Source organism: Chengkuizengella sp. SCS-71B, assembly GCF_040100845.1.
GTDB lineage: Bacteria > Bacillota > Bacilli > Paenibacillales > KCTC-33759 > Chengkuizengella.
This window is the reverse complement of the sequence record NZ_JAZHSH010000001.1, coordinates 2,918,513-2,940,581: the sequence shown is the minus strand read 5'-3', so window position 1 is coordinate 2,940,581 and position 22,069 is coordinate 2,918,513. Positions and strand designations below refer to the sequence as shown.

Annotated in this window: 29 protein-coding genes and 3 pseudogenes; 23 read left to right on the top strand and 9 right to left on the bottom strand. The window is 34.5% G+C overall.

What is annotated here, in order from left to right; all coding sequences use genetic code 11:
- Positions 1 to 9 precede the first annotated feature (9 nt).
- Genes VQL36_RS14405 through VQL36_RS14375 form a run of 7 tightly spaced genes read left to right on the top strand, consistent with a single transcriptional unit; the run spans position 10 to position 9,099 of the window.
- Complete coding sequence (locus VQL36_RS14405) at positions 10 to 3,813, top strand: phage tail tape measure protein (protein WP_349249989.1); 3,804 nt, start codon at positions 10 to 12, stop codon at positions 3,811 to 3,813.
- Between the two features lie 6 nt (positions 3,814 to 3,819).
- Positions 3,820 to 4,683, top strand: coding sequence for a phage tail family protein (locus VQL36_RS14400; protein ID WP_349249988.1), 864 nt, complete (start codon positions 3,820 to 3,822; stop codon positions 4,681 to 4,683).
- A gap of 12 nt (positions 4,684 to 4,695) precedes the next feature.
- Positions 4,696 to 5,328, top strand: coding sequence for a hypothetical protein (locus VQL36_RS14395; protein ID WP_349249987.1), 633 nt, complete (start codon positions 4,696 to 4,698; stop codon positions 5,326 to 5,328).
- Positions 5,329 to 5,341: 13 nt separating this feature from the next.
- Complete coding sequence (locus VQL36_RS14390; protein ID WP_349249986.1) at positions 5,342 to 6,418, top strand: siphovirus ReqiPepy6 Gp37-like family protein; 1,077 nt, start codon at positions 5,342 to 5,344, stop codon at positions 6,416 to 6,418.
- Between the two features lie 14 nt (positions 6,419 to 6,432).
- A complete protein-coding gene (locus VQL36_RS14385; protein ID WP_349249985.1) occupies positions 6,433 to 8,628 on the top strand; it encodes a PQQ-binding-like beta-propeller repeat protein in 2,196 nt (731 codons plus the stop codon).
- Between the two features lie 53 nt (positions 8,629 to 8,681).
- Positions 8,682 to 8,963 carry a hypothetical protein gene (locus VQL36_RS14380; protein ID WP_349249984.1) on the top strand — a complete coding sequence of 94 codons (282 nt, stop codon included), beginning with the start codon at positions 8,682 to 8,684 and terminating at the stop codon, positions 8,961 to 8,963.
- A 19-nt stretch (positions 8,964 to 8,982) separates the two neighbouring features.
- On the top strand, positions 8,983 to 9,099 hold the full coding sequence (locus VQL36_RS14375; RefSeq protein ID WP_349249983.1) for an XkdX family protein: 117 nt from the start codon (positions 8,983 to 8,985) through the stop codon (positions 9,097 to 9,099).
- 201 nt (positions 9,100 to 9,300) lie between these two features.
- Here VQL36_RS14375 and VQL36_RS14370 read toward each other — a convergent pair.
- Positions 9,301 to 10,421, bottom strand: a protein-coding gene (locus VQL36_RS14370; protein ID WP_349247821.1) for an IS3 family transposase whose coding sequence is annotated in 2 segments (ribosomal slippage) — positions 9,301 to 10,172 and positions 10,172 to 10,421 — 1,122 coding nt in all. Because the reading frame shifts where the segments join, the coding sequence is not laid out codon by codon here.
- 207 nt (positions 10,422 to 10,628) lie between these two features.
- On the opposite strand from VQL36_RS14370, the gene VQL36_RS14365 reads away from it, so the two are divergent.
- On the top strand, positions 10,629 to 10,889 hold the full coding sequence (locus VQL36_RS14365; RefSeq protein WP_349249982.1) for a hypothetical protein: 261 nt from the start codon (positions 10,629 to 10,631) through the stop codon (positions 10,887 to 10,889).
- A 183-nt stretch (positions 10,890 to 11,072) separates the two neighbouring features.
- Positions 11,073 to 11,195, top strand: a complete 123-nt coding sequence (locus tag VQL36_RS14360) for a hypothetical protein (RefSeq protein WP_349249981.1) — start codon at positions 11,073 to 11,075, stop codon at positions 11,193 to 11,195.
- 161 nt (positions 11,196 to 11,356) lie between these two features.
- Here VQL36_RS14360 and VQL36_RS14355 read toward each other — a convergent pair.
- Positions 11,357 to 11,740: pseudogene (locus VQL36_RS14355) on the bottom strand (transposase); the annotation flags it as partial.
- 159 nt (positions 11,741 to 11,899) lie between these two features.
- Between VQL36_RS14355 and VQL36_RS14350 the strand changes: the two are divergent.
- From VQL36_RS14350 to VQL36_RS14300, 11 genes and pseudogenes are all read left to right on the top strand, one after another.
- Positions 11,900 to 12,376 (top strand): annotated as a pseudogene (locus tag VQL36_RS14350) (Gp37-like protein); the annotation flags it as partial.
- Positions 12,377 to 12,569: 193 nt separating this feature from the next.
- Positions 12,570 to 12,692, top strand: coding sequence for a hypothetical protein (locus VQL36_RS14345; RefSeq protein ID WP_349249980.1), 123 nt, complete (start codon positions 12,570 to 12,572; stop codon positions 12,690 to 12,692).
- A 395-nt stretch (positions 12,693 to 13,087) separates the two neighbouring features.
- On the top strand, positions 13,088 to 13,354 hold the full coding sequence (locus VQL36_RS14340) for a hypothetical protein (protein WP_349249979.1): 267 nt from the start codon (positions 13,088 to 13,090) through the stop codon (positions 13,352 to 13,354).
- 431 nt (positions 13,355 to 13,785) lie between these two features.
- Positions 13,786 to 13,941 carry a hypothetical protein gene (locus tag VQL36_RS14335; RefSeq protein ID WP_349249978.1) on the top strand — a complete coding sequence of 52 codons (156 nt, stop codon included), beginning with the start codon at positions 13,786 to 13,788 and terminating at the stop codon, positions 13,939 to 13,941.
- Positions 13,942 to 14,322: 381 nt separating this feature from the next.
- Complete coding sequence (locus tag VQL36_RS14330; protein WP_349249977.1) at positions 14,323 to 14,448, top strand: hypothetical protein; 126 nt, start codon at positions 14,323 to 14,325, stop codon at positions 14,446 to 14,448.
- Between the two features lie 166 nt (positions 14,449 to 14,614).
- Entirely contained in the window at positions 14,615 to 14,761 is a 147-nt protein-coding gene (locus tag VQL36_RS14325) for a YjcZ family sporulation protein (RefSeq protein WP_349249976.1), read from the top strand.
- A 234-nt stretch (positions 14,762 to 14,995) separates the two neighbouring features.
- Positions 14,996 to 15,133: a BhlA/UviB family holin-like peptide gene (locus VQL36_RS14320; protein WP_349249975.1), complete on the top strand. Its 138-nt coding sequence runs from the start codon at positions 14,996 to 14,998 to the stop codon at positions 15,131 to 15,133.
- Positions 15,114 to 15,512 carry a phage holin family protein gene (locus VQL36_RS14315; RefSeq protein WP_349249974.1) on the top strand — a complete coding sequence of 133 codons (399 nt, stop codon included), beginning with the start codon at positions 15,114 to 15,116 and terminating at the stop codon, positions 15,510 to 15,512. Before VQL36_RS14320 ends, VQL36_RS14315 begins: the two co-directional genes overlap by 20 nt.
- Before the next feature lie 4 nt (positions 15,513 to 15,516).
- The gene (locus tag VQL36_RS14310; RefSeq protein ID WP_349249973.1) at positions 15,517 to 16,299 is read left to right on the top strand and encodes a peptidoglycan recognition family protein; all 783 of its coding nucleotides are present in this window, start codon (positions 15,517 to 15,519) and stop codon (positions 16,297 to 16,299) included.
- Entirely contained in the window at positions 16,300 to 16,539 is a 240-nt protein-coding gene (locus VQL36_RS14305; protein WP_349249972.1) for a hypothetical protein, read from the top strand. It abuts the gene before it with no gap.
- A 181-nt stretch (positions 16,540 to 16,720) separates the two neighbouring features.
- Entirely contained in the window at positions 16,721 to 16,855 is a 135-nt protein-coding gene (locus VQL36_RS14300; RefSeq protein ID WP_349249971.1) for a hypothetical protein, read from the top strand.
- 321 nt (positions 16,856 to 17,176) lie between these two features.
- Here VQL36_RS14300 and VQL36_RS14295 read toward each other — a convergent pair whose 3' ends face one another.
- Positions 17,177 to 17,605 (bottom strand): DUF1259 domain-containing protein, encoded by a 429-nt coding sequence (locus VQL36_RS14295; RefSeq protein ID WP_349249970.1) that lies wholly within the window; start codon positions 17,603 to 17,605, stop codon positions 17,177 to 17,179.
- A 257-nt stretch (positions 17,606 to 17,862) separates the two neighbouring features.
- On the opposite strand from VQL36_RS14295, the gene VQL36_RS14290 reads away from it, so the two are divergent.
- Together VQL36_RS14290 and VQL36_RS14285 are read left to right on the top strand one after the other, a co-directional pair.
- The gene (locus VQL36_RS14290; protein ID WP_349249969.1) at positions 17,863 to 18,165 is read left to right on the top strand and encodes a YolD-like family protein; all 303 of its coding nucleotides are present in this window, start codon (positions 17,863 to 17,865) and stop codon (positions 18,163 to 18,165) included.
- Positions 18,165 to 18,398 carry a hypothetical protein gene (locus VQL36_RS14285; RefSeq protein ID WP_349249968.1) on the top strand — a complete coding sequence of 78 codons (234 nt, stop codon included), beginning with the start codon at positions 18,165 to 18,167 and terminating at the stop codon, positions 18,396 to 18,398. The genes VQL36_RS14290 and VQL36_RS14285 overlap by 1 nt, the downstream gene beginning before the upstream one ends.
- A 30-nt stretch (positions 18,399 to 18,428) precedes the next feature.
- Here the strand turns inward: VQL36_RS14285 and VQL36_RS14280 are convergent, their stop codons facing one another.
- The 6 genes and pseudogenes from VQL36_RS14280 to VQL36_RS14255 form a co-directional block, all read right to left on the bottom strand.
- Positions 18,429 to 18,806: a helix-turn-helix transcriptional regulator gene (locus VQL36_RS14280; protein WP_349249967.1), complete on the bottom strand. Its 378-nt coding sequence runs from the start codon at positions 18,804 to 18,806 to the stop codon at positions 18,429 to 18,431.
- A gap of 27 nt (positions 18,807 to 18,833) precedes the next feature.
- Positions 18,834 to 19,376: a helix-turn-helix transcriptional regulator gene (locus tag VQL36_RS14275; protein ID WP_349249966.1), complete on the bottom strand. Its 543-nt coding sequence runs from the start codon at positions 19,374 to 19,376 to the stop codon at positions 18,834 to 18,836.
- Positions 19,377 to 19,434: 58 nt separating this feature from the next.
- Positions 19,435 to 19,965, bottom strand: a complete 531-nt coding sequence (locus VQL36_RS14270; protein ID WP_349249965.1) for a hypothetical protein — start codon at positions 19,963 to 19,965, stop codon at positions 19,435 to 19,437.
- A 304-nt stretch (positions 19,966 to 20,269) separates the two neighbouring features.
- The gene (locus VQL36_RS14265; protein ID WP_349251184.1) at positions 20,270 to 20,458 is read right to left on the bottom strand and encodes an excalibur calcium-binding domain-containing protein; all 189 of its coding nucleotides are present in this window, start codon (positions 20,456 to 20,458) and stop codon (positions 20,270 to 20,272) included.
- Positions 20,441 to 20,812, bottom strand: a pseudogene (locus VQL36_RS14260) (hypothetical protein); the annotation flags it as partial. The pseudogene VQL36_RS14260 and the gene VQL36_RS14265, both read right to left, overlap by 18 nt.
- 169 nt (positions 20,813 to 20,981) lie before the next feature.
- Positions 20,982 to 21,200 (bottom strand): transcriptional regulator, encoded by a 219-nt coding sequence (locus VQL36_RS14255; RefSeq protein ID WP_349249964.1) that lies wholly within the window; start codon positions 21,198 to 21,200, stop codon positions 20,982 to 20,984.
- Positions 21,201 to 21,500: 300 nt separating this feature from the next.
- On the opposite strand from VQL36_RS14255, the gene VQL36_RS14250 reads away from it, so the two are divergent.
- Positions 21,501 to 21,998, top strand: a complete 498-nt coding sequence (locus tag VQL36_RS14250; RefSeq protein ID WP_349249963.1) for a hypothetical protein — start codon at positions 21,501 to 21,503, stop codon at positions 21,996 to 21,998.
- Positions 21,999 to 22,069: the final 71 nt, after the last annotated feature.

The following is a 22,069-nucleotide window of genomic DNA, read 5'->3' as shown; positions in this document are numbered from 1 at the left end:
GGTGAGTGAATGGAAGAAGTAGGAGCGCTGAAGGTTAATCTTGGATTGGATAGTGCTGAATTTACAAAAAGTATTACAGACATAAATAGAAAATTAAAAGCTGTAGAAAGCGAATTTAAGGTTGCAAGTACGAGTGTAGATGGGTTTGGATCAAGTGTTGATGACTTGAAAGTTATATCGGATAATCTTTCTACCAAACTTCAATTGCAGTCTGAAAAAGTAAGAACTCTTCGTGATAAATACGAAGAAAGCGTAAAGACAAAGGGAAAAGAAGCTAGAGAAACTGAAAATCTTCTAATTCGATATAACAAAACCGTTTCTGCCATGAACAGCACTCGAAAAGAATTAGATAAAGTTAATGCAAAGATCGAAGACCAAACCAACACATGGAAAAAATTAAAGAAACATATGGATGAAGTATCGAACTCTCTAAAAAAAGCAGGAAGTTCATTGGGCAGTATTGGCAAAGATTTATCGCTAAAACTAACGGCTCCCATTTCAGCTATGGCTACTGGCATCGTAGTAGCAGGTGCGAATTTTGAAGAAGCAATGTCAAAAGTAAAAGCGATATCTGTAGCGACTGAAAATGATGTATTGAAACTTAAAAACCAAGCAAAAGAATTGGGGTCAACCACTAAATTTTCAGCTACAGAGGCAGCGGAAGGTATGCAGTTTTTATCGATGGCCGGATTTGAAACACAGGAGATACTATCGTCTATGCCTGGGCTACTCGATCTTGCAGCAGCCGGTGCCTTAGATTTAGGTGCTGCCGCAGATATAACGTCAAATATCATGAGTGCTTTTGCAATAGAAGCATCTCAAACGGGACATGTTTCAGATGTAATCGCAAAAGCAGCATCATCAGCCAATACGAGTGTTGAACAACTAGGTGAAGCCATGGTTTATCTAGCTCCGTCTGCACAATCACTTGGATGGTCGATTGAGGAATCCACAGCCGCAGTCATGTCACTTTCGGATGCAGGGATTCAAGGACAAAAAGCAGGTGCTGCATTTTCAACCAGCTTAACGCGTTTAGCAAAACCAACTGGAAAAATGTCTGGGTTAATGGAAGTATTAAGTTTGAACTTTTTTGATACTGAAGGAAAGATGAAACCACTTCCTGATTTAGTTGGAGATTTGCAGAATGCAACCCATGAAATGAGTGAAGAACAAAAAGCAGCAACACTGGCTACGATTTTTGGTTCAGAAGCATATAAACATTGGGCGGTGTTACTTGAAGCAGGGTCAAATACCCTTGGTAAAAATACACAAATGCTGATTAACGCAGATGGTGCAGCTCGTAAAATGGCGGAGACCATGAGCGATAATACGAAGGGAGGATTTAAGGAATTTCAATCAGCTTTAGAAGGCCTAGCGATAACCCTTTCAGATTATATACTACCTCACATAAATAAGGTTTTAGAATCGGTAACGAATATGATTCGTAAATTTGGTGAAATGGACTCAGGGACACAAAAATTAATATTAGTTTTAGGTGGTATTGCGGCAGCTATAGGGCCTATTCTTGTCATAATAGGGACTTTAGTAAGTTCAATTGGATCTATTCTTTCGGTCATCACACCTGCTATTTCTGCTATTGGTGGTGCAGGAGGATTTTCTGCTGTATTAGCAGCAATCACAGGACCTATTGGTATTGCAGTGGCAGCCATAGCAGGATTGATTGCTATATTTGTAACCTTGTATAAAAAGAATGAAACCTTCAGAGATGGTGTAAAAAAAATATGGGATAGAATCAAGAGTGCTTTTAGTACAGCATTAGGATTTATAAGTTATATAGTTCGACAAGTCATGGGTGCGGTAACTGGATTTTTCAACGAACAACTTGAGAAAATAAAAGGCTTTTGGGATGAAAATGGCGAGAGTATTATGGAAATAGTTAATGTTTTCACTACTTATATCTCTGAGGCGATAGAAGTAGCCATGTCATATATCCAAGCAGTTTTTCAAACGGTCTGGCCCATCATCAAAGGCATTGTTGAAATAGCGTGGGAAGGTATTAAACTCACGATCAATAATGTCACTGATATTATTATGGGTATTATCCAAACCTTTATAAAGCTTTTTCAAGGGGATTGGGAAGGTGCTTGGGAAACTGTAAAGGAAACCTTTTGGAACGTATGGGATAACATCAATGAGTATTTTTCAGGGTTAGGTGACACTTTGTTTGAAATGGGAAAAGATGCTATTCAAGGGTTTATTGATGGGATTGGTGGCTTGAAAGATAAGGTGATCGAAAAGGCTAAAGAATTAGCTGAAACATTGCCGAATTGGGTTAAAGACCTTCTAGGAATTAACTCACCATCCAGAGTCATGAGAGAATTAGGAGAATGGGCAGGGAAAGGGTTTGTGGATGGCATTGGAAATACACAAGAGGATATTGAAGATCAAGGAGAGCTACTTTCTAAGGCCATTATTCCAGACATTTTAGGACCTGTTAAAATCACTGAAAAGAATTTAAAAAAGTTAGAATCCATTGTTGAGGGATCAGCCGAAGATAGATACAAAAACATTAAAAAATGGGTAGATCAAGAAGTCAAACTAGAACAGTTAACACTAACTGAAGAAGCTGCCATATGGAGTGAAGCGACAAGGCTTTTTAAAGAGGGTACAGATGAAAGAATACTAGCCGAACAAAATGTCTTTGATGTACGTAAAGAAATCTATTCAAAGTTAAATACAGCTAGTGAAGCGTTTTTAAAACAGACTCAAGAAATTAACACGAACATCGAAGAAGAAGAACAACGCTTAAATGAAGTATATGAAAAAGCAGTTAAAGAAAGATCCAAATCTATTTATGATTTCAAAGGGTTATTTGAAGAAGTAGTGACTACAGCAGATATTACAGGAAAAGAACTGATTAAAAATTTAGAAGGTCAAGTGAATCATTTAGAAACTTGGTCGGATAATATAGGCCAACTAGTCAAACGTGGAATAGATGAAGGACTCCTGGAAGAATTAAGACAAATGGGTCCCAATGCAGCACCAGAAATTGCAGCGTTATTGAATTTAACGAATGAAGAATTAGTCAAATACGAGGCATTGTGGAAAGAGAAGAGTAGTCTAGCAAGGAAACAAGCACATGCTGAACTGAGTGGTTTACGCTCTGATACAGAGTTACAGATCCAACAACTACATTATACATCTTCACAGCAGCTTGAAGGTGTGAGGAATGAATTTGCATTAAAGGTCAAAGAAATTCGTGGAGGTACTAACACAACATTTGCTGGTTTACGTGAGGATACAGCATTGAATCTACAGCAATTAAACGTAAAAACCTCTGAGCAATTAAGTCATTTGAAAGGTGAATTTGCAACCAAGACACAAGAGATCAGAAATCAAACAAAAACGGAATTTGTAGTTTTAAAAGATCAGTTACCTGATGCTGGACGTGATGCAATGAGAGGTTTGATTGAGGGGATGAATGCAATGAAATCTTCAGTGATGAGAACAGCTAGAGAAATAGCTAGATCCGTTAAAAATGAAATACAGGACGCTTTAGATATTAATAGTCCTTCAAGAGTCATGATGGATGTAGGTAAGTGGATTCCAATCGGTTTAGCTGAAGGGATGGAGCGCAATATGAACGCAGTGATTGGAGCAACAAACAACATGGCACAGGCTACCATTCCAAGAGGTCCTAATTTCGGTCAAAGTCAGCAAATATCTAATGCAACGAATAAAAATTTTAGCACGAATGTAACGAATCATTTTCATATGCCTGTAGATTCGCCTGCACAAGTGGCAAGGAAACAACAACAATCACTTAGACAACTCGCGTTAGAATGGGGGTAAACTGTCTTGCAAAAAATCACTTTTACAAATACAAATGGCTTATCTGTGGAGCTTGGAGGAGCTCCTTTTTTGCTGTCTAAAATAGAGGGTTTAGGTGATGTTGAAGCAGATATTCAAACCCAAAAAGCACCATATCAAGATGGAAGTACACATATTCAGTCCCTACTTACCGAGAGGTTTATCCCTATTGAGGTCACAATTTTGGGAACGAACAGGAATGATATATCAGCAAAACGAGAGCTGTTGTCTAGTGTCTTTAATCCAAAGGTGAAGGGCGTATGTAAATATGAAAATGATAGGGTAACTAGGTGGATAGATGCGGTTTCTGAACATGTGCCTACTTATCCTAGCGGATTAGACAATCGGACTAACCGTTTTCAAAAAGTCATCATTGATCTAATTTGTCCCAGTCCATTTTGGACAACAGAAGAACATGTGGATCAACTTGTCATTTGGCAGGGTGGGTTAGAGTTCCCACTTGAGTTACCCACTACATTTGCTGAACAATCAGAATCAAAATCAAAAATACTACTCAATGAAGGTCATGTTGATACCCCTTTGCAAATTGGTTTTGAAGGTCCTGCTACAGCACCCATAAGAGTAGAAAATGTGACGACTGGCAATTTTATTGAAGTGAATCAGGATCTACTAGAGGGTGAATTTCTTGAAATCAACACCGCTTTTGGACAAAAGAAAGTTGAAAAAGTAACCACGAATGGTGAACGTATTAACGCTTTCCATTTTGTGAATTTGAATAGTACTTTTTTTCAACTACAAGCTGGAAATAATCTCATTGATTATTCAACAGGTCAGGAATATGAAAATGCAGGAGTGACCATTACATGGAGGAATAGATATTTAAGTGTGTAAGGAGGTGTAATCATGGCAGAAAAATCTAGCTTTTTTAATAGCGTGAATGGGGATAGGCAGTATGATATGGAGCAATTTGCATTGTATTTTAAGCAATTTCTTTCTACTGGATTGTATCATCAAAACAATCAACCCTCTTTAGAAATTACCCATGTAGCAGATTTGCAGACTAAGCTTGAAATAGGTTCAGCATACCTCGAAGGCTTCATGTATGAAAACACAGCAGAACTTTTATTTACACATGACGATGCGGATGTAACCAATCCACGTATTGACCGCATTGTCTTGAAGCTAGATCGAGATGTAAATGTTAGAGATATTAAGGCAGTTTTAAAGAAGGGAATTCCTGCAACAAGTCCCGAACCCCCTAGTTTACAACGTGACGATATCATCTATGAAATTAGCTTGGCTCAGGTAAGAATTAATACAGGAGAAACGACCATCCATTCCATTATAGATGAACGATTTGATGAGGATGTATGTGGGTTAGTATCGTCACTCATTACTGTTCCAATAGAAGAATTTCAAAGACAATGGAATGAGTGGTTTAATGGGATACAAAATGATATTGGTGTCAGAATATTAATTGGAGACAATGAACCGCAAGAAGTAATAACAGGGGATATCTGGTTAAAAAATATCTAGGGGGTGGAAAGTTTTGCAACCGATAAAAGTGATGACACCCTCATTTGAATTTTTAGGTGAGATAGATGATTATGAAAGTCTACAATTTACAAGGCGGTTTCATAAAGCTGGCGAGTTTGAGATTCATATCAACATCAATAAAAATTTAACAGAGACGCTGCAACAAGATCATTTGATTGTTTTATCTTCAAACAAAGTAGGTGTTATTCGTCATCGTGAAATGAAGCAAGAGAGCACAGAACAATTACTCATAAAGGGTTATTCCCTTCAAGGTGTGTTAAATAGAAGGATTATAATCCCACCTATGGGTGAAGCTTATGACAAAATTCAAACGAATGCAGAAACAGTTTTAAAACATTACGTGAGTAACAATGCTGTGGAACCTGTGAATTCAAGCAGAGTTTTCCCCAATCTAATCATTGCAGAGGATAAACAATTAGGATCTGTGATAGATTGGCAATCAAGGTATAAGAATCTAGCAGAAGAATTGGAAGGGATCTCTTTTTCTTCAGGTCTAGGATGGGATATTGTTTTAGATTTACAACAACAAAAATGGAGTTTTGAAGTGTTTGAACCAAAGCATAAAACTGCATCCCAAAGTGAACTACCCCCTGTGATTTTTTCCGCCCACTTCGATAACATCAAGAGCCATACATTCATAGATAGTGCCATTGGATACAAGAATACAGCCTTTGTAGGTGGACAAGGAGAAGGGGCAAGCAGAATGATTGTAGAAATGGGTGAATCGTTAGGAATGGAAAGATTAGAAACTTTTATCGATGCGAGAGACCTTGAAGAAGCTGCTAGTTTAAAGACCCGTGGGAATCAAAAACTCCAAGAGATGCAGAAAATTTTTAGTTTTGAAGCTGAAATACTCACACATGGACCCTTTGAATATGAAAAGGATTGGGATTTAGGGGATATTGTAACAATTCAGGATAGAAAACTCGGGATCACATTAGATACTTCGATTTCAGAAGTTAAAGAAATCTATGAGTCTGATGGATTTAGATTAGATGTAACGTTTGGAAACCATGTTCCAACTTTGATTGATAAGATTAAGAAGACAATGGATACACCAGTAATGTAAGGGGGGGATTAAAAGTGGCTGAAAAAAATATTCAAATGAAACAGAGAAATGAAGTAAATACAGCTTGGGATGACCTTTACCCTAAAACAAAGGCTGAAAATGTGAAATTGCAAAACAGTAACAACTTAGAAGAAGAGATCATTCAAATCAATCAAAATATAGAAAACATTGACTTAAGTGCTGAAAATATAAGCACATCAAATGAATCAAATGTTCAGTTGGAAATAGACAATTTAAAGTCCTCTGTCAGTGATGGGAAAAATAAAGTCGCTACCGCTATTACTGATGTAGATAGAGGGAAGGATTCTAATGGTAGTGATACGTTTGATAAGTTATCAGACGATATTAGGAATATAAGAAAAATGGCAACAGCAACATCTTTTGAGACTTTATTATCTGGAAGTGTTGATTCTTTAGAAAAGTTTTGTATAGTAGAGGATACTGGTAAATTTTACGGATTGGCAAGAGATCAAGATGGAAATCTATATGCGGGTGATGGTAGTAGTTTTACTGTGAAAAAAATAGATCTAAATGGAAACATCGTATGGGAACATACTGGTCATACAAATACTGTATATGCTTTAGCATTAGATCATGGATATTTATATTCAGGAAGTGCGGATAATACTGTTCATAAAATAGATATTAGTAATGGAAATCTTGTATGGGCAACCGCATTTGCTTCAGAAAATGTTCGTAGTCTAGCAGTAGATCATGAGAGGAATATTATTTTTGGTAGTGAGGACACGAATGTATATAAATGTAATTCATCAGGTTTGTTAATTGGAACATATACAGGACACTTGAACAGAGTATACTCAGTAGCAGTAGATAAAAATGGCATGATTTATTGTGGTGGACTCGAGCCTGAAGTCCATAAAGTAGAAATGAGTTCGATTGTACAATTATTAAATAAATATACTTATTATCAGGGATTATATAGCATAGCAGTAGACGATGATGAAAATATTTACACTGGTGTTACAGGTGGAATGATAGAAAAAAGAGATAAAGATGATAACACTATATTTGTGACTCTTACAGGATCAAATACAGCATATGATCTTACATTTGATCCTGTGGGGAATATTTATGGGGCATTAAATAGTACAGGTTATGATGGTGTTGTAAAGTTAAACAAATACGGTAGACTTCAATGGATTATAGATGATGTAATGGGTGATGTATATTCTATTGTATTAGATGATGTAGGTCATATTTATGCGGGTGAAAATGGAGAGATTTATAAAATAGAACAAACTGAAGCAAAAGCGATTATATATGAAAGGGTCAGTTTTGAAACTAATTATGTAGGATACGGAAATTATATTTATGCAGTTGCAGTAGATCAAGAGGGAAATTTTTATTGTGGTGGAGCAGCCTCTGATATTGAAGGGATTCATAAAGTAGATAAAGAGGGAAATTTCTTAAATAAAATGGGTAGTTTTTCTGGTACTGTAACAGGTGTAAAAGTAGACGATCATGGTAATATTTTTACTTCAGATTATGGTCCTTATATTAAAAAATATGATCAAGATGGGATGTTGATTTGGTCGTACAGAAATACAGATATAAATAATGGATGGTTATGTTTAGATATAGATTCATTAGGGTATGTTTACGCAGGAGATGAAATTGGCGATGTTGTGAAATTAAACGGAAATTTAACAGACGATGATTTAGAATGGAGATATACAGGACATACAGATGATTGTAAAGGTGTGGCTGCAAATACAAACGGTGATTGTTTTACAGCCTCAAGAGATAATAGAGTGAGAAAAATAGATGATAATGATGGTACTTTAACGTGGACTTTTGAGGGAAGTGGAAGTTACGATTTTCTCGCTGTTGTTGTTGATCAAAGCAATGGTCATGAGATACTTTATGTAGGAGACAGCGGAAATTATCTTAGGAGAGTAAGTGAAGATGGAGGACAGGTATGGTTTGTGAATCTTGGAAATGATGTCACCTCATTAGCAGTAGATCAATATGGCTATATTTATGCAGGTACGACAGGATCAAGTTCTAACAATGCTAAATTGTTTAAATTGGATAGTGACGGTAATGTGATGTGGATATATGGGGATCTTTCGACAGGCGATCATGTTAGAAGTATAGCCATATATAAAAATGATACGATTTATATTGGAATATACAGTGCTGATGCTGGAGTTCGTAATTTAAAACTAACAGCAGGTATAGAGATGTAATAGAGTTAGCTTTTATAATGATATGAACAAAATGAAAATGGAGGTTTTTTATTATGGTTTTATTTTATGAAGTAGAAACAGAAGAACGAGCTAGGGTGACGACCATTCATTATAAACCTGAGTTACTTACTTTGGAAGCAAAAAGTAGAGGGGTGGAAGTGGATCAATTACCTGTAAAACCTGTGTTAGGATCAGGGGAAAGAGAAGTGTTATATATGAATCCACAAACTGACGAGTTGTGGTATGAAGTCATCAATAAGTCTCATCCAGTTGAAGAAGAGGTAAAATCTATCAAAGAAACAGTGGATATGCTAATTCTAGATTCATTATTATAAATTTGAGGGGGAATTTATCATGTTTGATACATTAAAAAGATTATATGACACGGGAAAATTGAATGCTGCAGGATTACAAAATGCAATCAGTAAAGGGTGGATTACACAAGAACAATACAACCAAATTATTGGATAACGATTAAGAGCCATTGACAGTATTGGTTCTTTTTTTATGCTTTAATATAAGAGCACTAGTAACAATCTTAGGATAAAGTACATTTCCAAACAATCAAGTCACTTGTCTATACCAAAATGAAGGGTTTAAACATAGAATATAAGGAAGAACTATTAAGCACTCATAAAATCTCTCTACGGAAACTGGATTGTCAACACAAAACTAGACAACTTTTTTAAGGTGTTCAAGTTTATACTCAATCGGGCTTAAATATCCTAATGTTCCATGAATTCGAATGTAATTAAACCAATGTATGTAATCTTGCAGTTCTATGGATAACTCTTCTAAGCTAGCAAATTGATGTCTTCTAATAAACTCTGTTTTGATGATTTTAAACGTAGCCTCGGCTACAGCATTATCATAAGGACAACCTTTCATACTTAAAGAACGCTTAATATCAAATGTCTCTAACACTTCATCTATCAACTTATTTTTAAATTCATTTCCACGATCTGTGTGGAAATATTGTATTTTACGAAGATCTCTCTGAATAGATGCAAACGCACGATAAACCAATGCTGCATCTTTGTTAGGACCTGTACTGTACCCGATGATTTCTCTGTTGAAAAGATCAATAAATACACATATGTAATGCCACTTTTGATTGACTCTTACATAGGTTAGGTCACTGACGACCACATTCAATTCTTCTTCTTGATCAAAATTACGGTTCAATTCATTTATTTGTTTAGACTCATTATACGTTGTTGGATGTGGCTTAAATTGTGCGATGGTGTAGGTAGAAACCAATCCCTGCTCTTTCATAATCCGACCAATTCGTCGTCTAGATACCTGATATCCTAACTTAGCTAACTCGATTTTCATCTTGCGAGTTCCATAATTTTGACGACTTGCATTAAAAATATCAATCATAGTAGATGCCAGATTATCTTCCGAGGAATTTTCCTTTGCTTCATAATAATAGGTGCTTCTTGAGATGTTTAGGACTTTACACATTGCTGATATCGAGTATTTGTGACGATTATTCTTAATCACATTTACTTTCGTCCTATGATCAGCGCTGCTTGCTTTAAAATATCATTTTCCATTCGAAGTTGTTTGATTTCTTTTCTAAGTTCTCTTAGCTCTTGTTCCTCAGGGGTTAAATTGTCTTTTTCTTTAAACAATCCCGATGTATCACTCTGCACAACCCATTTATCAAGTGCTGATGGTGTTAATTCATACTCTCTAATTATATCTTTACGTGGTTTACCCCTTTTATAAAGCTGCACCATTTGTTGCTTGAATTCCGGACTAAATGTTCTTCGTTTTCTTTTTGTCATAGTAGATTCTCCTCAATAATATTAGTTGTATTCTACTTGACCTTAATTTTTCTGTCCAGTTAAGTGTAGCCGATCTAAACCTCACTATTTATATAGTGGGTCTAAACTATTTAAAATGTGTACTTGCACTAGGACACTCGTCCAATCAAAGTAGATTATCCTTTCATAGTATGTATTAAGTCATATATTGAAAGGAGGGATGATTCTATGGCATCTAAAAAAGGATTTAGTAGTTTAGCTGCCATTGTTCTAGTACTATTCATACTCTTAGTTATCATTATAGTTGCTGCAAGAGGACGTTCGAGATATGGCTCAGGGGATACAATTGGAACAATTGATATAAGAGATGAAGAACAGCTATTAGCACTTCAAGAACAACAAGCTTTAATTCAAACGCAATTTGATTTAATTGTAAGGATTGAACAAACACAACGGGCTTTACTCCAGCAATTGATGCAAACGTTTTAGGTTTATTACCTCTTAGAAATAGGAGGCTGTATGCTCATAAATCTCTCTACGGAAAACCTCACTATTTATATAGTGGGGTTTTAAACTATGAAAAATGTGCGCTTGTATCAGAACATTAACCCAAGCAGTTCAGATGATTTGACATAGTATATATTACATTATATATAGAAAGGAGGGATTTACATGAGCGGACATAGTTCAGCAGCAGGAATTGTTCTAGTACTATTCATTCTTTTAGTTATTATTTTAATTGCTGCATATGCAGGTTTTGAAATGAATGGGGGCCCGAGATCTGGGGGAATATAAATTCTTTTGTGTAAATGGATTTTTCTAAACTAACTTAAAAGGCTTTACTTGGAGTGGCGGGCATGATAGGCTGATTCAAAAAACTTGCGATACAATTTGAAGAATATGTATCCAACTATCGCAAAACATCGTGCCCGCAGAGGCTCCATGTCAAGCCGGCACTACCCTAATAATTCAGGTTGAATCCGATCTTCATAATAAATACTTAATTGTGATATACATTCTTTCCAATCTCTTAACGGCATAGACCATTTTTTGGATACTTCCATTGTGACTAAATAAATAATTTTTCTTAACGCCTCATCCGATGGATAGGTTGTTTTTGTTTTTGTAACTTTTCTAAGTTGTCTATGATACCCTTCGATGATATTGGTGGTGTAAATCATCCTTCTAATGGCAGGTGGATAGCTAAAGTAAGCCGTCAACTCTACCCAATTCGTTTCCCAAGATCGAATAATAATGGGATGTTTTTTGCCCCACCTTTCCTTGAAAGAGTCGAAGGAAAGTTCTGCTTCTTCCAACGTAAGAGCCTGATAGACTTTTTTCCCTGGTGGGGATATCGTCTTTGTAGAAATGAAAGCACCAGGAGAAAGACTTCGACCTTTACAGGTGAAACGAAAACAAGAACTAAACGAACGAAATGCAAAAGTATACGTCATTGATTCTGTTGAAAAGATAAATCAATTTGTGGAGGAACAGCAGAAATGGATTTTAAACCACACAAATACCAAGAATATGCTATCGAGCGAATTTTAGATACACCTGCTTTAGCACTATTGTTGGAAATGGGTTTAGGTAAGACGGTGATCACACTAACAGCTTTAGAACAAATGTTGTTTGATTCCTTTGAAGCTTCTAAGATTCTAGTTATAGCACCACTAAGAGTAGCAGATGATACATGGAAAAACAAGTTGATTGTCAGCATCTACTCTAACCACATGATTTCCATGGATGAAAATAATATCCTTTTCAATCAAGGAGAGTTTGAACTTCACATTAATCTAAATAAAAACAACACGGAAACATTACAAGAGGATCACTTCATTGTGTTAAGTACGAATAAAGTCGGTGTGATCAGACATCGGGAAATCAAACAAGAAAACACGGAGCAATTAATGGTGAGAGGATATACTTTACAAGGTATATTGAGTAGACGGATCACCGTAGGTGGACAAGGAGAAGGAGCAAGTAGAGCGATTGCAGAGGTTGGGGAATCGACAGGGTTTGAGCGAGTAGAAACGGAATACCTCACTATTTATGTAGTGGGGTCTTAATCTATGAAAAATGTGTACTTACCCTAGGATACACGTCCAATCAAAATAGATTTTCCTTTCATAGTATATATTACATTATATATAGAAAGGAGGGATTAACATGAGTGGACATAGTTCTGCAGCAGGAATTGTTCTAGTACTATTCATTCTTTTAGTTATTATTTTAATTGCTGCAAGTGGGCGTTCAAGATATTCAGGGATTCATTGCCCCGCTAATTATTGAGCATGTGAATAGATAAATTATATAGTAAATTTAAAATCCCTGCTTATTAAAGCAGGGTTCTTTAATGTTAAGGAGGGTGGAGAGATTGGAATTAAATATCATTCAATATTTTTTAACTCAGGGACCCTTTGCGGTCCTTTTAGTTTGACTTAGGATAATATAGCACATTTTCAAACAATCAAGTCATTTGTCTATACCAAATGAAGGGTATGAACATAGTATATATGGCAGAACTATTAAGCACTCATAGAATCCCTCAACGGAAAACCTCACTATTTATAGTGGGGTTTTAATCTATGAAAAATGAGAACTTATCCTAGGATACACGTCCAATCAAAATAGATTATCCTTTCATAGTATATAGTACATCATATATAGATAGGAGGGATGATTCTATGACATCTAAAAAAGGATTTAATAGTTTAGCTGCCATTGTTCTAGTACTCTTTATTCTTCTTGTTATCATTTTAATGAGTTCTAGAGGACGTTTGAGATATGGCTCAGGGGGTTCATTAAGCTCATTAAGTAGAGAAGAGTTGCTTGCATTGCAAGCAGAATTGATAGCAGAGATTGAGGCACTTAGGGGAGTATCAGAATTGGAAACCCCAGAAGGGCTAATTGAAAGAATGCAACAGTTAAATTTAATTAATGAGTTGTTGTGATTAGGTTCAAGGATTCAACAATTATATACAGTACTAAAGTGTTTATTTATTATTAAATTTTAGAAGCCCTGCCTATAAAAGCAGGGTTTTTTAATGTTAAGGAGGGTGGCGAGATTTGAATTAAATATCATTCAATATTTTTTAACTCAGGGACCCTTTGCGGTCCTTTTTGTTTGACTTAGGATAAAGCACATTTTCAAACAAGTATGTTACCTGTCTATACCAAAATGAAGGGGTTGAACATAAAATATATAACCTCCTAGTAATAGGAGGGTGTGCACTCATAGAATCCTTCTACGGAAACCTCACTATTAATGTAGTGGGGTTTTAATCTATGAAAAATGTGCGCTTGTATCAGAGTATTAACCCAAGCAGTTTAGATTTTCCTTTCATAGTATATATTACATTATATATAGAAAGGAGGAATTCGAATGAGTGATTATGGAAGACGTTCTGGTACTGGCGCAGCTATTGTACTAGTGCTATTCATCCTTTTAGTTATCATATTAATTGCTGCAAGTGGACATTCGGGATATACTACAGCACCTACGGCGACGGCATTTTTCATGCCTTCTCTTATGAAGTGAATGTTTTAACATAGTTTTTATTAGTTATTATTTTAGTTGGAAGTTATAGGGAAAGAATTTTGCAATATTTTGCACAGGGATAGATTGGAATTAAATATCATTCACCCTATGCGATCCTTTTTTTATGAAATGGTATAATAGCACATTTCTAACCAAGTATGTCACCTGTCTATACCAAATGAAGCTACAGAACATAGAATATATAACCTCCTAGTAATAGGAGGGTGTGCTCTCATAGAATTCCTCAACGGAAAACCCTACTATTTATATAGTGGGGTTTAAAACTATGAAAAATGTGTACTCACCCTAGGATACACGTCCAATCAAAGTAGATTTTTTAACATAGTATATTACATCACAGTATAGAATGGAGGTGTTTTTATGGGAGCAGCTATAGTTTTGGTTTTATTTATATTATTAGTTATTATTTTAGTTGGAAGTTGGAGTTATAGAGAAAGAAGACTTGAGGAGCTTGAACGACTAGATTTAGGCTTTAGTAGGTTTTAGTGTACATGGTGGTTTTCTATAGATGGAAGATATCTAGATTTACATGCAAATAGAGGAGTTGTAACTAGCTTCTGCAAATAATAAAAAATAAATATTTGATAGTCCGTCCCCACCAGATACCAGCGGGGATTCTATATTATATCGTATATAGAAAGGAGGGGTTAACATGAGTGGACACAGTAGTTCTGGAGCTGCATTAGTTCTAGTACTCTTTATTCTTTTGGTTATCATTCTTGTTGCTGCAAGTAGAACATATTGTCCTGATCAACTAATGAGAATAGAACCCGACTTGCCAGCGAGAAACCCACAGTAAGGACAACGTTCTTCTTCACATTCTTTCTCAACGACTACAAAATGAAAATTCGAACCATTTTCTTGTTTAATGACTTTAAATTCTGGCAAATCTAGTGATAGGGAAAGCATTTATGAATCCTCCTAGTGTTTGTTTAGTCGCTAACATTATGACCAGGATTATATAGATGCTTTCCTATTTTTATGGATAAATCACAAAATTTGGTGATGAACCTTTTAACAGCAGGGTCCTTTAATGTTAAGGAGGGTGGAGAGATTGGAATTAAATATCATTCAATATTTTTTAACTCAGGGACCCTTTGCGGTCCTTTTTGTTTGGTTGCTTATTTATCACTTTTTAAGGGGGGAGAGATTTGGAAAATACAATATTTAAATTTGTTATCGCTTCATTAGGTTCAATAGGATCATATCTATTTGGAGGATTGAACAGTTTGATTGAAATATTAATTGTCTTTGTATTGATCGATTATATTTCAGGAATCATAGCTGCAGGTGTTGAGGGGAGATTACAAAGCAACAAGGGATTTAAAGGGATAGCCAAAAAGGTAATGATATTCATCATGATATCAGTTGCTCATTTAACAGATACAGCAATAGGCGACCAACACTTCATACGTGATGCAGCTATATTTTTATACCTTGGTAATGAGTTGCTTTCCATAATAGAAAACGCTGGACGGATCGGATTACCTGTTCCGTCTATTTTATTGAATGCGGTTGAGATTTTTAAATCAAAGAGTGAGAGGAAGTGAAAATATGACCTTCAAAGTAAAATATCCCATCACGAAGAAATACCTCACTAAAGGCACAAAAAGACGATCTGGAATTAAGATGCCAAAAGTGGGGTTTATCGTTGCTCACGATACAGGAAATGACGGATCCACAGCATTACAAAATATTAAATACTACGAGAATTCAAATAATGATATGTATGCTTCTGCTCATATCTTTGTAGACGATACAGGTATTTATGAGTGTATTCCTTTGCTTACAGATACACCAGAAAAGGCATGGCATGTTCTATATCAAAAACCTTTAGATAATCAGATATTTGGTGATGATGCAAATGATATAGCAGCAGGTGTTGAGCTTTGTTTTTCTCATAAGAGAGGCAGTATTAATAATGAAGAAGCTTATAAAAGGTATGTATGGGTGATTGCTTATATTTGTTATGTAGCTGGACTAGATCCGTCTAATTCTATCATCGGTCATCACATCCTTGATCCACAACGTAAAACAGATCCACAAAACGCACTATCAAAAATGGGTAAATCTTATGACCGGTTATTACAGGATGTAGTGAAAGAATACTATGATTGTTTACCGAGGGAGGAATTGATTTTGAAGTTAAAAAAATGGCAGATAGAAATGGCTCATCAATCTATTGAGAATCTTAATGAGAAAGAATTACTTCATGATGTTGATGAATGGAAAAAGAAAGTAGAGGACAAGCCTGACGAGGTTTTACAGGACATACCTTGGTTATTTTTTGTTATGTTAGATCGATTATCAAATAAAAAATTGGAAGGAGGAAATTAAATGGAATTTCAAGTTTATGATTTTGCAATTGTGCCGATTATCGTTGCATTAGTTCAATTAGTAAAACAACTAGGATTAGGGGCTAAGTATCAACCAGTTTTATCCTTAGTATTAGGGGTAGTAACTGGTATTGTTTATGTGGCACCTGGTGATCCAAAACAAGCTATTCTAGTAGGCATAGTAATGGGATTAGCTGCTAGTGGATTATGGAGTGGCGCTAAAAATATAGTGCAGAAATGAGTTAATGTGATAGCTCTCCTAAAGGTAGAAAGATTAAAAAATAAAATTCTGCTACTTAAAGGGGAGTATTTATTGTGTCTAAAACCATGAACCAACGAACCCGTAAAATAAAAGTGGTATATTAATAGAGAGCTAAGATAATAATGTTGGTGATATTACAATATTTTGGAGGGTATTAATAGTGAGTGAAAAATTACAGTTCTTTTCTATTATTTTTTTAGGGGGATGCATTCTTTTAAGTTCTTGGATTATTTCACAATCTTTACATTCAAATCAAGAAGAGAAGGTAGGTATAACACAAGAACAATCATTATAATATGAATTAATCCCAGCAAATGATAATAATATTATTATATTTGATAAAGAAAGTGGGGAGTTATGGCGAAAATTTATTGCTAGTAATGAAGGACCAACTGATTGGACAAAGGAAAATCCATTTGAATAGACTTTAATTAATTCAAGTAAAAAGAACCAGGTGAATTAAATAAAGGTAAGCGTAAATAACCCCCACTGGCTCATAGTGTAGCTGGTCGGGGAGTTTCTTATTTAAATAGTCCGAAACTTGAAATTGATTCAAATGTCCTAATGATTACTTTTTATTATTATTTCAATTCACTATTAATTTTAATAAAACTACTTAACACGTCATGAAATTTTGAATCTGTAGTGTTTTAAATGCTCTGGATACGGTTTCTGCAAAATCTAAAGGAGGTTGTATAGATTGAAAATGAGTATAAAGTATACGTGGGTCTTCATAAAGCCAATGGTTACTCAAAGTCCCTAATTCCATATTCTCATCTTTTAGTATTTCTTTTATAAAAGGAGTTACTTCACCTTGTAAAAGCCCTATAGCTCCTAAGTTTAATGCCTCGCCATCTTCAGTCAATGCTTCAAAGGAAAAATCGGCAGGATATAAAAGTAAAGATTGAGATCTAACACCTTGTATAGTCGTTGCAATGTCTCTGCTTAATATAACTGTACACACCCCATTTTTTATTGTAGGCTCTCCTCCAAGCACCTCAGCAAAAGCTTTGCATATTTGATTAAAATTTTGATTTGTATTCATAAAAAAAACTCCCCTTCGTTTTAATAAATTGTGCTCAAATATAGGTATTCTAGGAAAATATTAAACACCTCTCTTATTCTTTTATTTGATGGGATATTGTATGAGTTAAGATTGAACTTTGACTGGATGTTTGTATTGTAAATATTAAATTGTGCTCTTGCGTATCTCCCTGTACCTCTTATATAATAAGAACAAATGTTCTATAAGAGGTGAATAATAATGAAAGAAAATAAACTAACACCTGGATCTAATATGATGTGGGAAGCAAGCAGAATGATACTACCCGAACACAAAGAACGTATAATGATTATCAACAAGAGCTAAATAGAAAGACGAAGCCAGTACTAGCAGAGGAAGAAGTTAATGTTATATCAGAGCAGTTATCAGATTCTATGTTAAGTAACTCGGAAATTACAGTTGAATTGTTCAGAGATTTTGGTCTGAATGCATTTAAGACGGGAACAGTGACTAAATTCGATACCCAATTAAGACAAATTAAATTAGATCATGAGCATGAATATGAGTGGATCAAGTTTGGTGATATAGTGGGGGTGTCCTGATGCTTACCGACCTTGAACGAAAGGTATTACGAATTTTGTATAACTTTTCTCATTCAAAACGTAGAATGCCAACCATTCCTGAACTAGAAATCAAAACAGGTAAGGACGACCAAACAGTCCGTTCAGTATTAAATGGACTTGTTAGAGGTGGGTATATAGAATGTCCAGATGGAGATACACAAAATATAAAGATTATATATACTCGGGATTATGATTCACCGTTTAGAAGATAAAACCGCTTATTTAGGCGGTTAGTCTTTTAATCATCCCTTCATTTGACGGTTGGTTCTAAGAAAAGCCACTGCAATTCTGACTTCTTCTTTTGTTAATTCTTTTCCATCTAATGTGAGAAAAAACTTTTTAAGTATTTCATCATCTGATAATTCTAATTTTTGAAGAAACTCTTTTTCTGGTGTTTTAGAGTCATTAGATTTACCTAACAAATAATCTGAGGATACACCTAACACATCTGCAATTTTCATTAGACTGCTACTTGGTAAATACTTGTTTTTATCGCGTTCATAGTTAGAAACATTTGCTCTTGTCATTCCCAAATGCTCAGCTAGATCATCTTGAGATAATCCTCTTTTTTTTCTCAATTCTTTAATTTTTTTACCCATCGACATTTTTAAATCACTCATTGTAAAACCCCTCTTGAAAACACATTTTCATTCAATATCTAAAATTGCTTTTATAACACGATGTATTTTTTCTTTTTCTTCTCCATCGATTAAAACATCGTCATATTTGATTTGTTTGTTATCTTCTAGTATTTTCTTTATATCAGGTATGACATTTTTATCATTTCCATCATCGTCTATTAATGAACTTAAGTTTATCTCGAGGGATTCGGCGATGCGTTTTAGAGAAACAACACTTGGGTTATATCGATCGCGTTCAATATCAGCTAAATAAGACCTTGACATATTGGACATGTTTGCAAGCTCATTTTGTGTAATTTTTTTAGCTTTTCGTACTCTTTTGATATTTTTTCCTACTGACATCTGTTCTGTTCGTGAACTTTTAAAAAAATGTGAAACTGGTACATTGAACATATCTGCTAAAATTGTGATTTTATCCAAAAGCGGTCTATTCTCATCTCGTTCCCATGCTGAAACTGCTGTAGGAGCGACATTTAATTTTTTAGCTAATTCAACTTGAGTCATTTTATGTCCTTTTCTTAATTCTTTAATTATTCCTCCAACTTTCATCTTCTGCCCTCCTGAAATCTTTTGGATAAGACGTGTCCAAATAGTTTCCTCTTAATATTTATTGTTCATTATGCTTTAAAGCTGTTCGCAAAAAAGCTACAGCAAGTTTAATATCTTTTTCTCTCAAGGATTTACCATCTAACTTTAAATTGTATTTTTTAAATAAGAATTCATCTGAGACATCAATTTCTTTTTTTTCAGATATTGAATCATCTAGTTCACGAGGTACAAGATTGGAGAATTTATTAATTAGCTCTTGAGTTTCCTTATCAAAATTCTGGGTTTTTAATAAAATCCTCTTTAAGAGTTTTTCATAAAAAATAGTTTTATCTAAAACTTCTTTTACTTCAATAGGTGCTCTTTCGTGATAACCCGCCATAACAAGTTTATTGGGATCACACCTTGTTATTTCTGCAATGGCTCTATTAATTTCATCAGATGCAGGGTATTTTGTTTTCCCATTTTTAAGCATTGATATATAAGAACGATCAATTTTTATATTTTTTTCATCATGCAATCGTCTTGTAATCTCTGCCCAGCTTAAACCACTTTTTTTAATATACTTATTGAATAATTCTGAATAATTCATTTGGTAAACCAACCCTTTAAACAATGTTTTTATTATTAAAAATACCATGGTGTTAAATTTTTGGTCAACTCCTTTTTAAAAAGTGAATAAATGTTCATTGATATAAGATGTAAAAAAAGAGTTATTATTGATACAAGAAAAGAACAAATAAAAAAACCACTGAATTTTAAATCAGTGGTTCGGTCTCATTCCTAATGAGACCATTAGCCCATAAACTAATCTATTTAATGCAAAGAAAAGGTAACTCTATTATATCAACCTTCTAATATTTTACAATAAGAGATATAAAACATTTTAAAAAGCATCACTCACAAGCTACTCCATCACCATCTCGATCTAGTTTTGTACTATATCCTAAATCACCTGCATGTAAAGGTGTAACTCCTGCTTCTCTTGCTAGTGTACAGTTAGCATAAGGTATATCAATTGTGGATTCTTCATTGTTAGCAACTTGAACACTGCCAAGTTCTTTTTCTTCAATTACAAATAACACCCTAGTTCCATCTCTATAGTCTTCTAATTGATTACTAACCCAAGATCCTGCCCCTCTGTTATCTGAAGGATCAACGTAAGCTACACTTGCACCTTTTCCACCTTCAGCACACATTGCCATTGGAAATTCATCTCTATCAAATCCATCTTTAGTGGGGATTCCTGCAAGTGATTCACCTCTATTTTCATCTGCTCCATCACGATCTATGGTACATACAGCAGACTGACCGTTTAAAATGGCTGATTCAATATGTGTTGCCGTTTCGGGGTATCTATCAGCAGGAAAAACCAAAATTTCATCATATGTAGCATTAGAAGTAACTATTTCACTAGATTGCGAACAACCTAATAACATTAATAAAAGTATAAGTACATAAGTAACTCTCAAGATATTTCCTCCTAGAAGTTAGTAAAACTATTGTATTGATTATAACAAAAAACCATCGACATTAAGTCAGTGGTTAACCCATAAACATACATTAGTTAAAATGTAGTTCTACTCCATTATATCAAGTTTTTACAACTCACCAAAAATCCGATTCCTCCACTTCCTCTCCTTTTTTTCTCAATCCCGATACTATTCTATGTTTTGTACTTCGATTTGGTTTATAGCTATCATTTCCAGTCAATCTACTTGTTGTATTTTTGTCTATTCCACAATTATCACTTATCCATTTTTGTGAGATTTTCTTCTTATCGATATATTTCCCTAATTTTGTTCTTGGTTTACCTAATCCAAACATTTAATCCCTCCTTAAATGCAGGATTGACAGTAGGATCAACTATTATACATTTCTATTGAATAAATGTGGAATAGTGTACAATCTGTGGCACATACACTTCTAACAAATATCTAAGGAGGTTTTAAAAATGAAAAATGAACTTATAGTAGAGGTTGATTTTAGACTGTATATCCACATTATTAATACAGGTTATATTAGGTTAATAAATATGTTTAAAGGATTTTAATATCATGGATATAATTACCAGTTTTAACTATTAAATAATAGTATATTATATATTTATAAAGGGGAGGGGACGCGTTGAAGAAAATAATACTTATTGTGTTTTTATTGATTATAACTAATAGTGTTACTTACATGGTATCTAACAAAGTTTCAGTGGAAGAAGATTTTTTAGAATACCATGAAAAAATGATGTTGATTCAGGCAAATGAAGAAGTTGAATTAATGTCTTTGTTTGAAAGTGTAACGGGAGAGAATTATCAAAATGATACTATATTATATGAAACATTAACTCAAGAAATTATTCCTAGATATACTTTATATAAACAAATCTATAATAGTATGCATAATGATCATTTTGAAACACAGGAAGTAAAGGAATTACTTTTTGATTATGGGTTTGTATTACAGCGCCGACTGGGTGCATTTCAATTGTTACAAGCATCCATTGAAAAACAAAATGATAAAAAACTGAAAAATCAAGCATTTGAAAATTTAGAAGTAGCTAATGAATTTTTGGAAGAATTTAATGAGCTATATAATAAACTGTTCCGTAGATATGCTTTTCCAGGATGAAATAAAAGGCTCTATCAACTTAAACCTACAAACTAGATAAAATGTACCCTGTAGTGTAGACACTCAAAAAA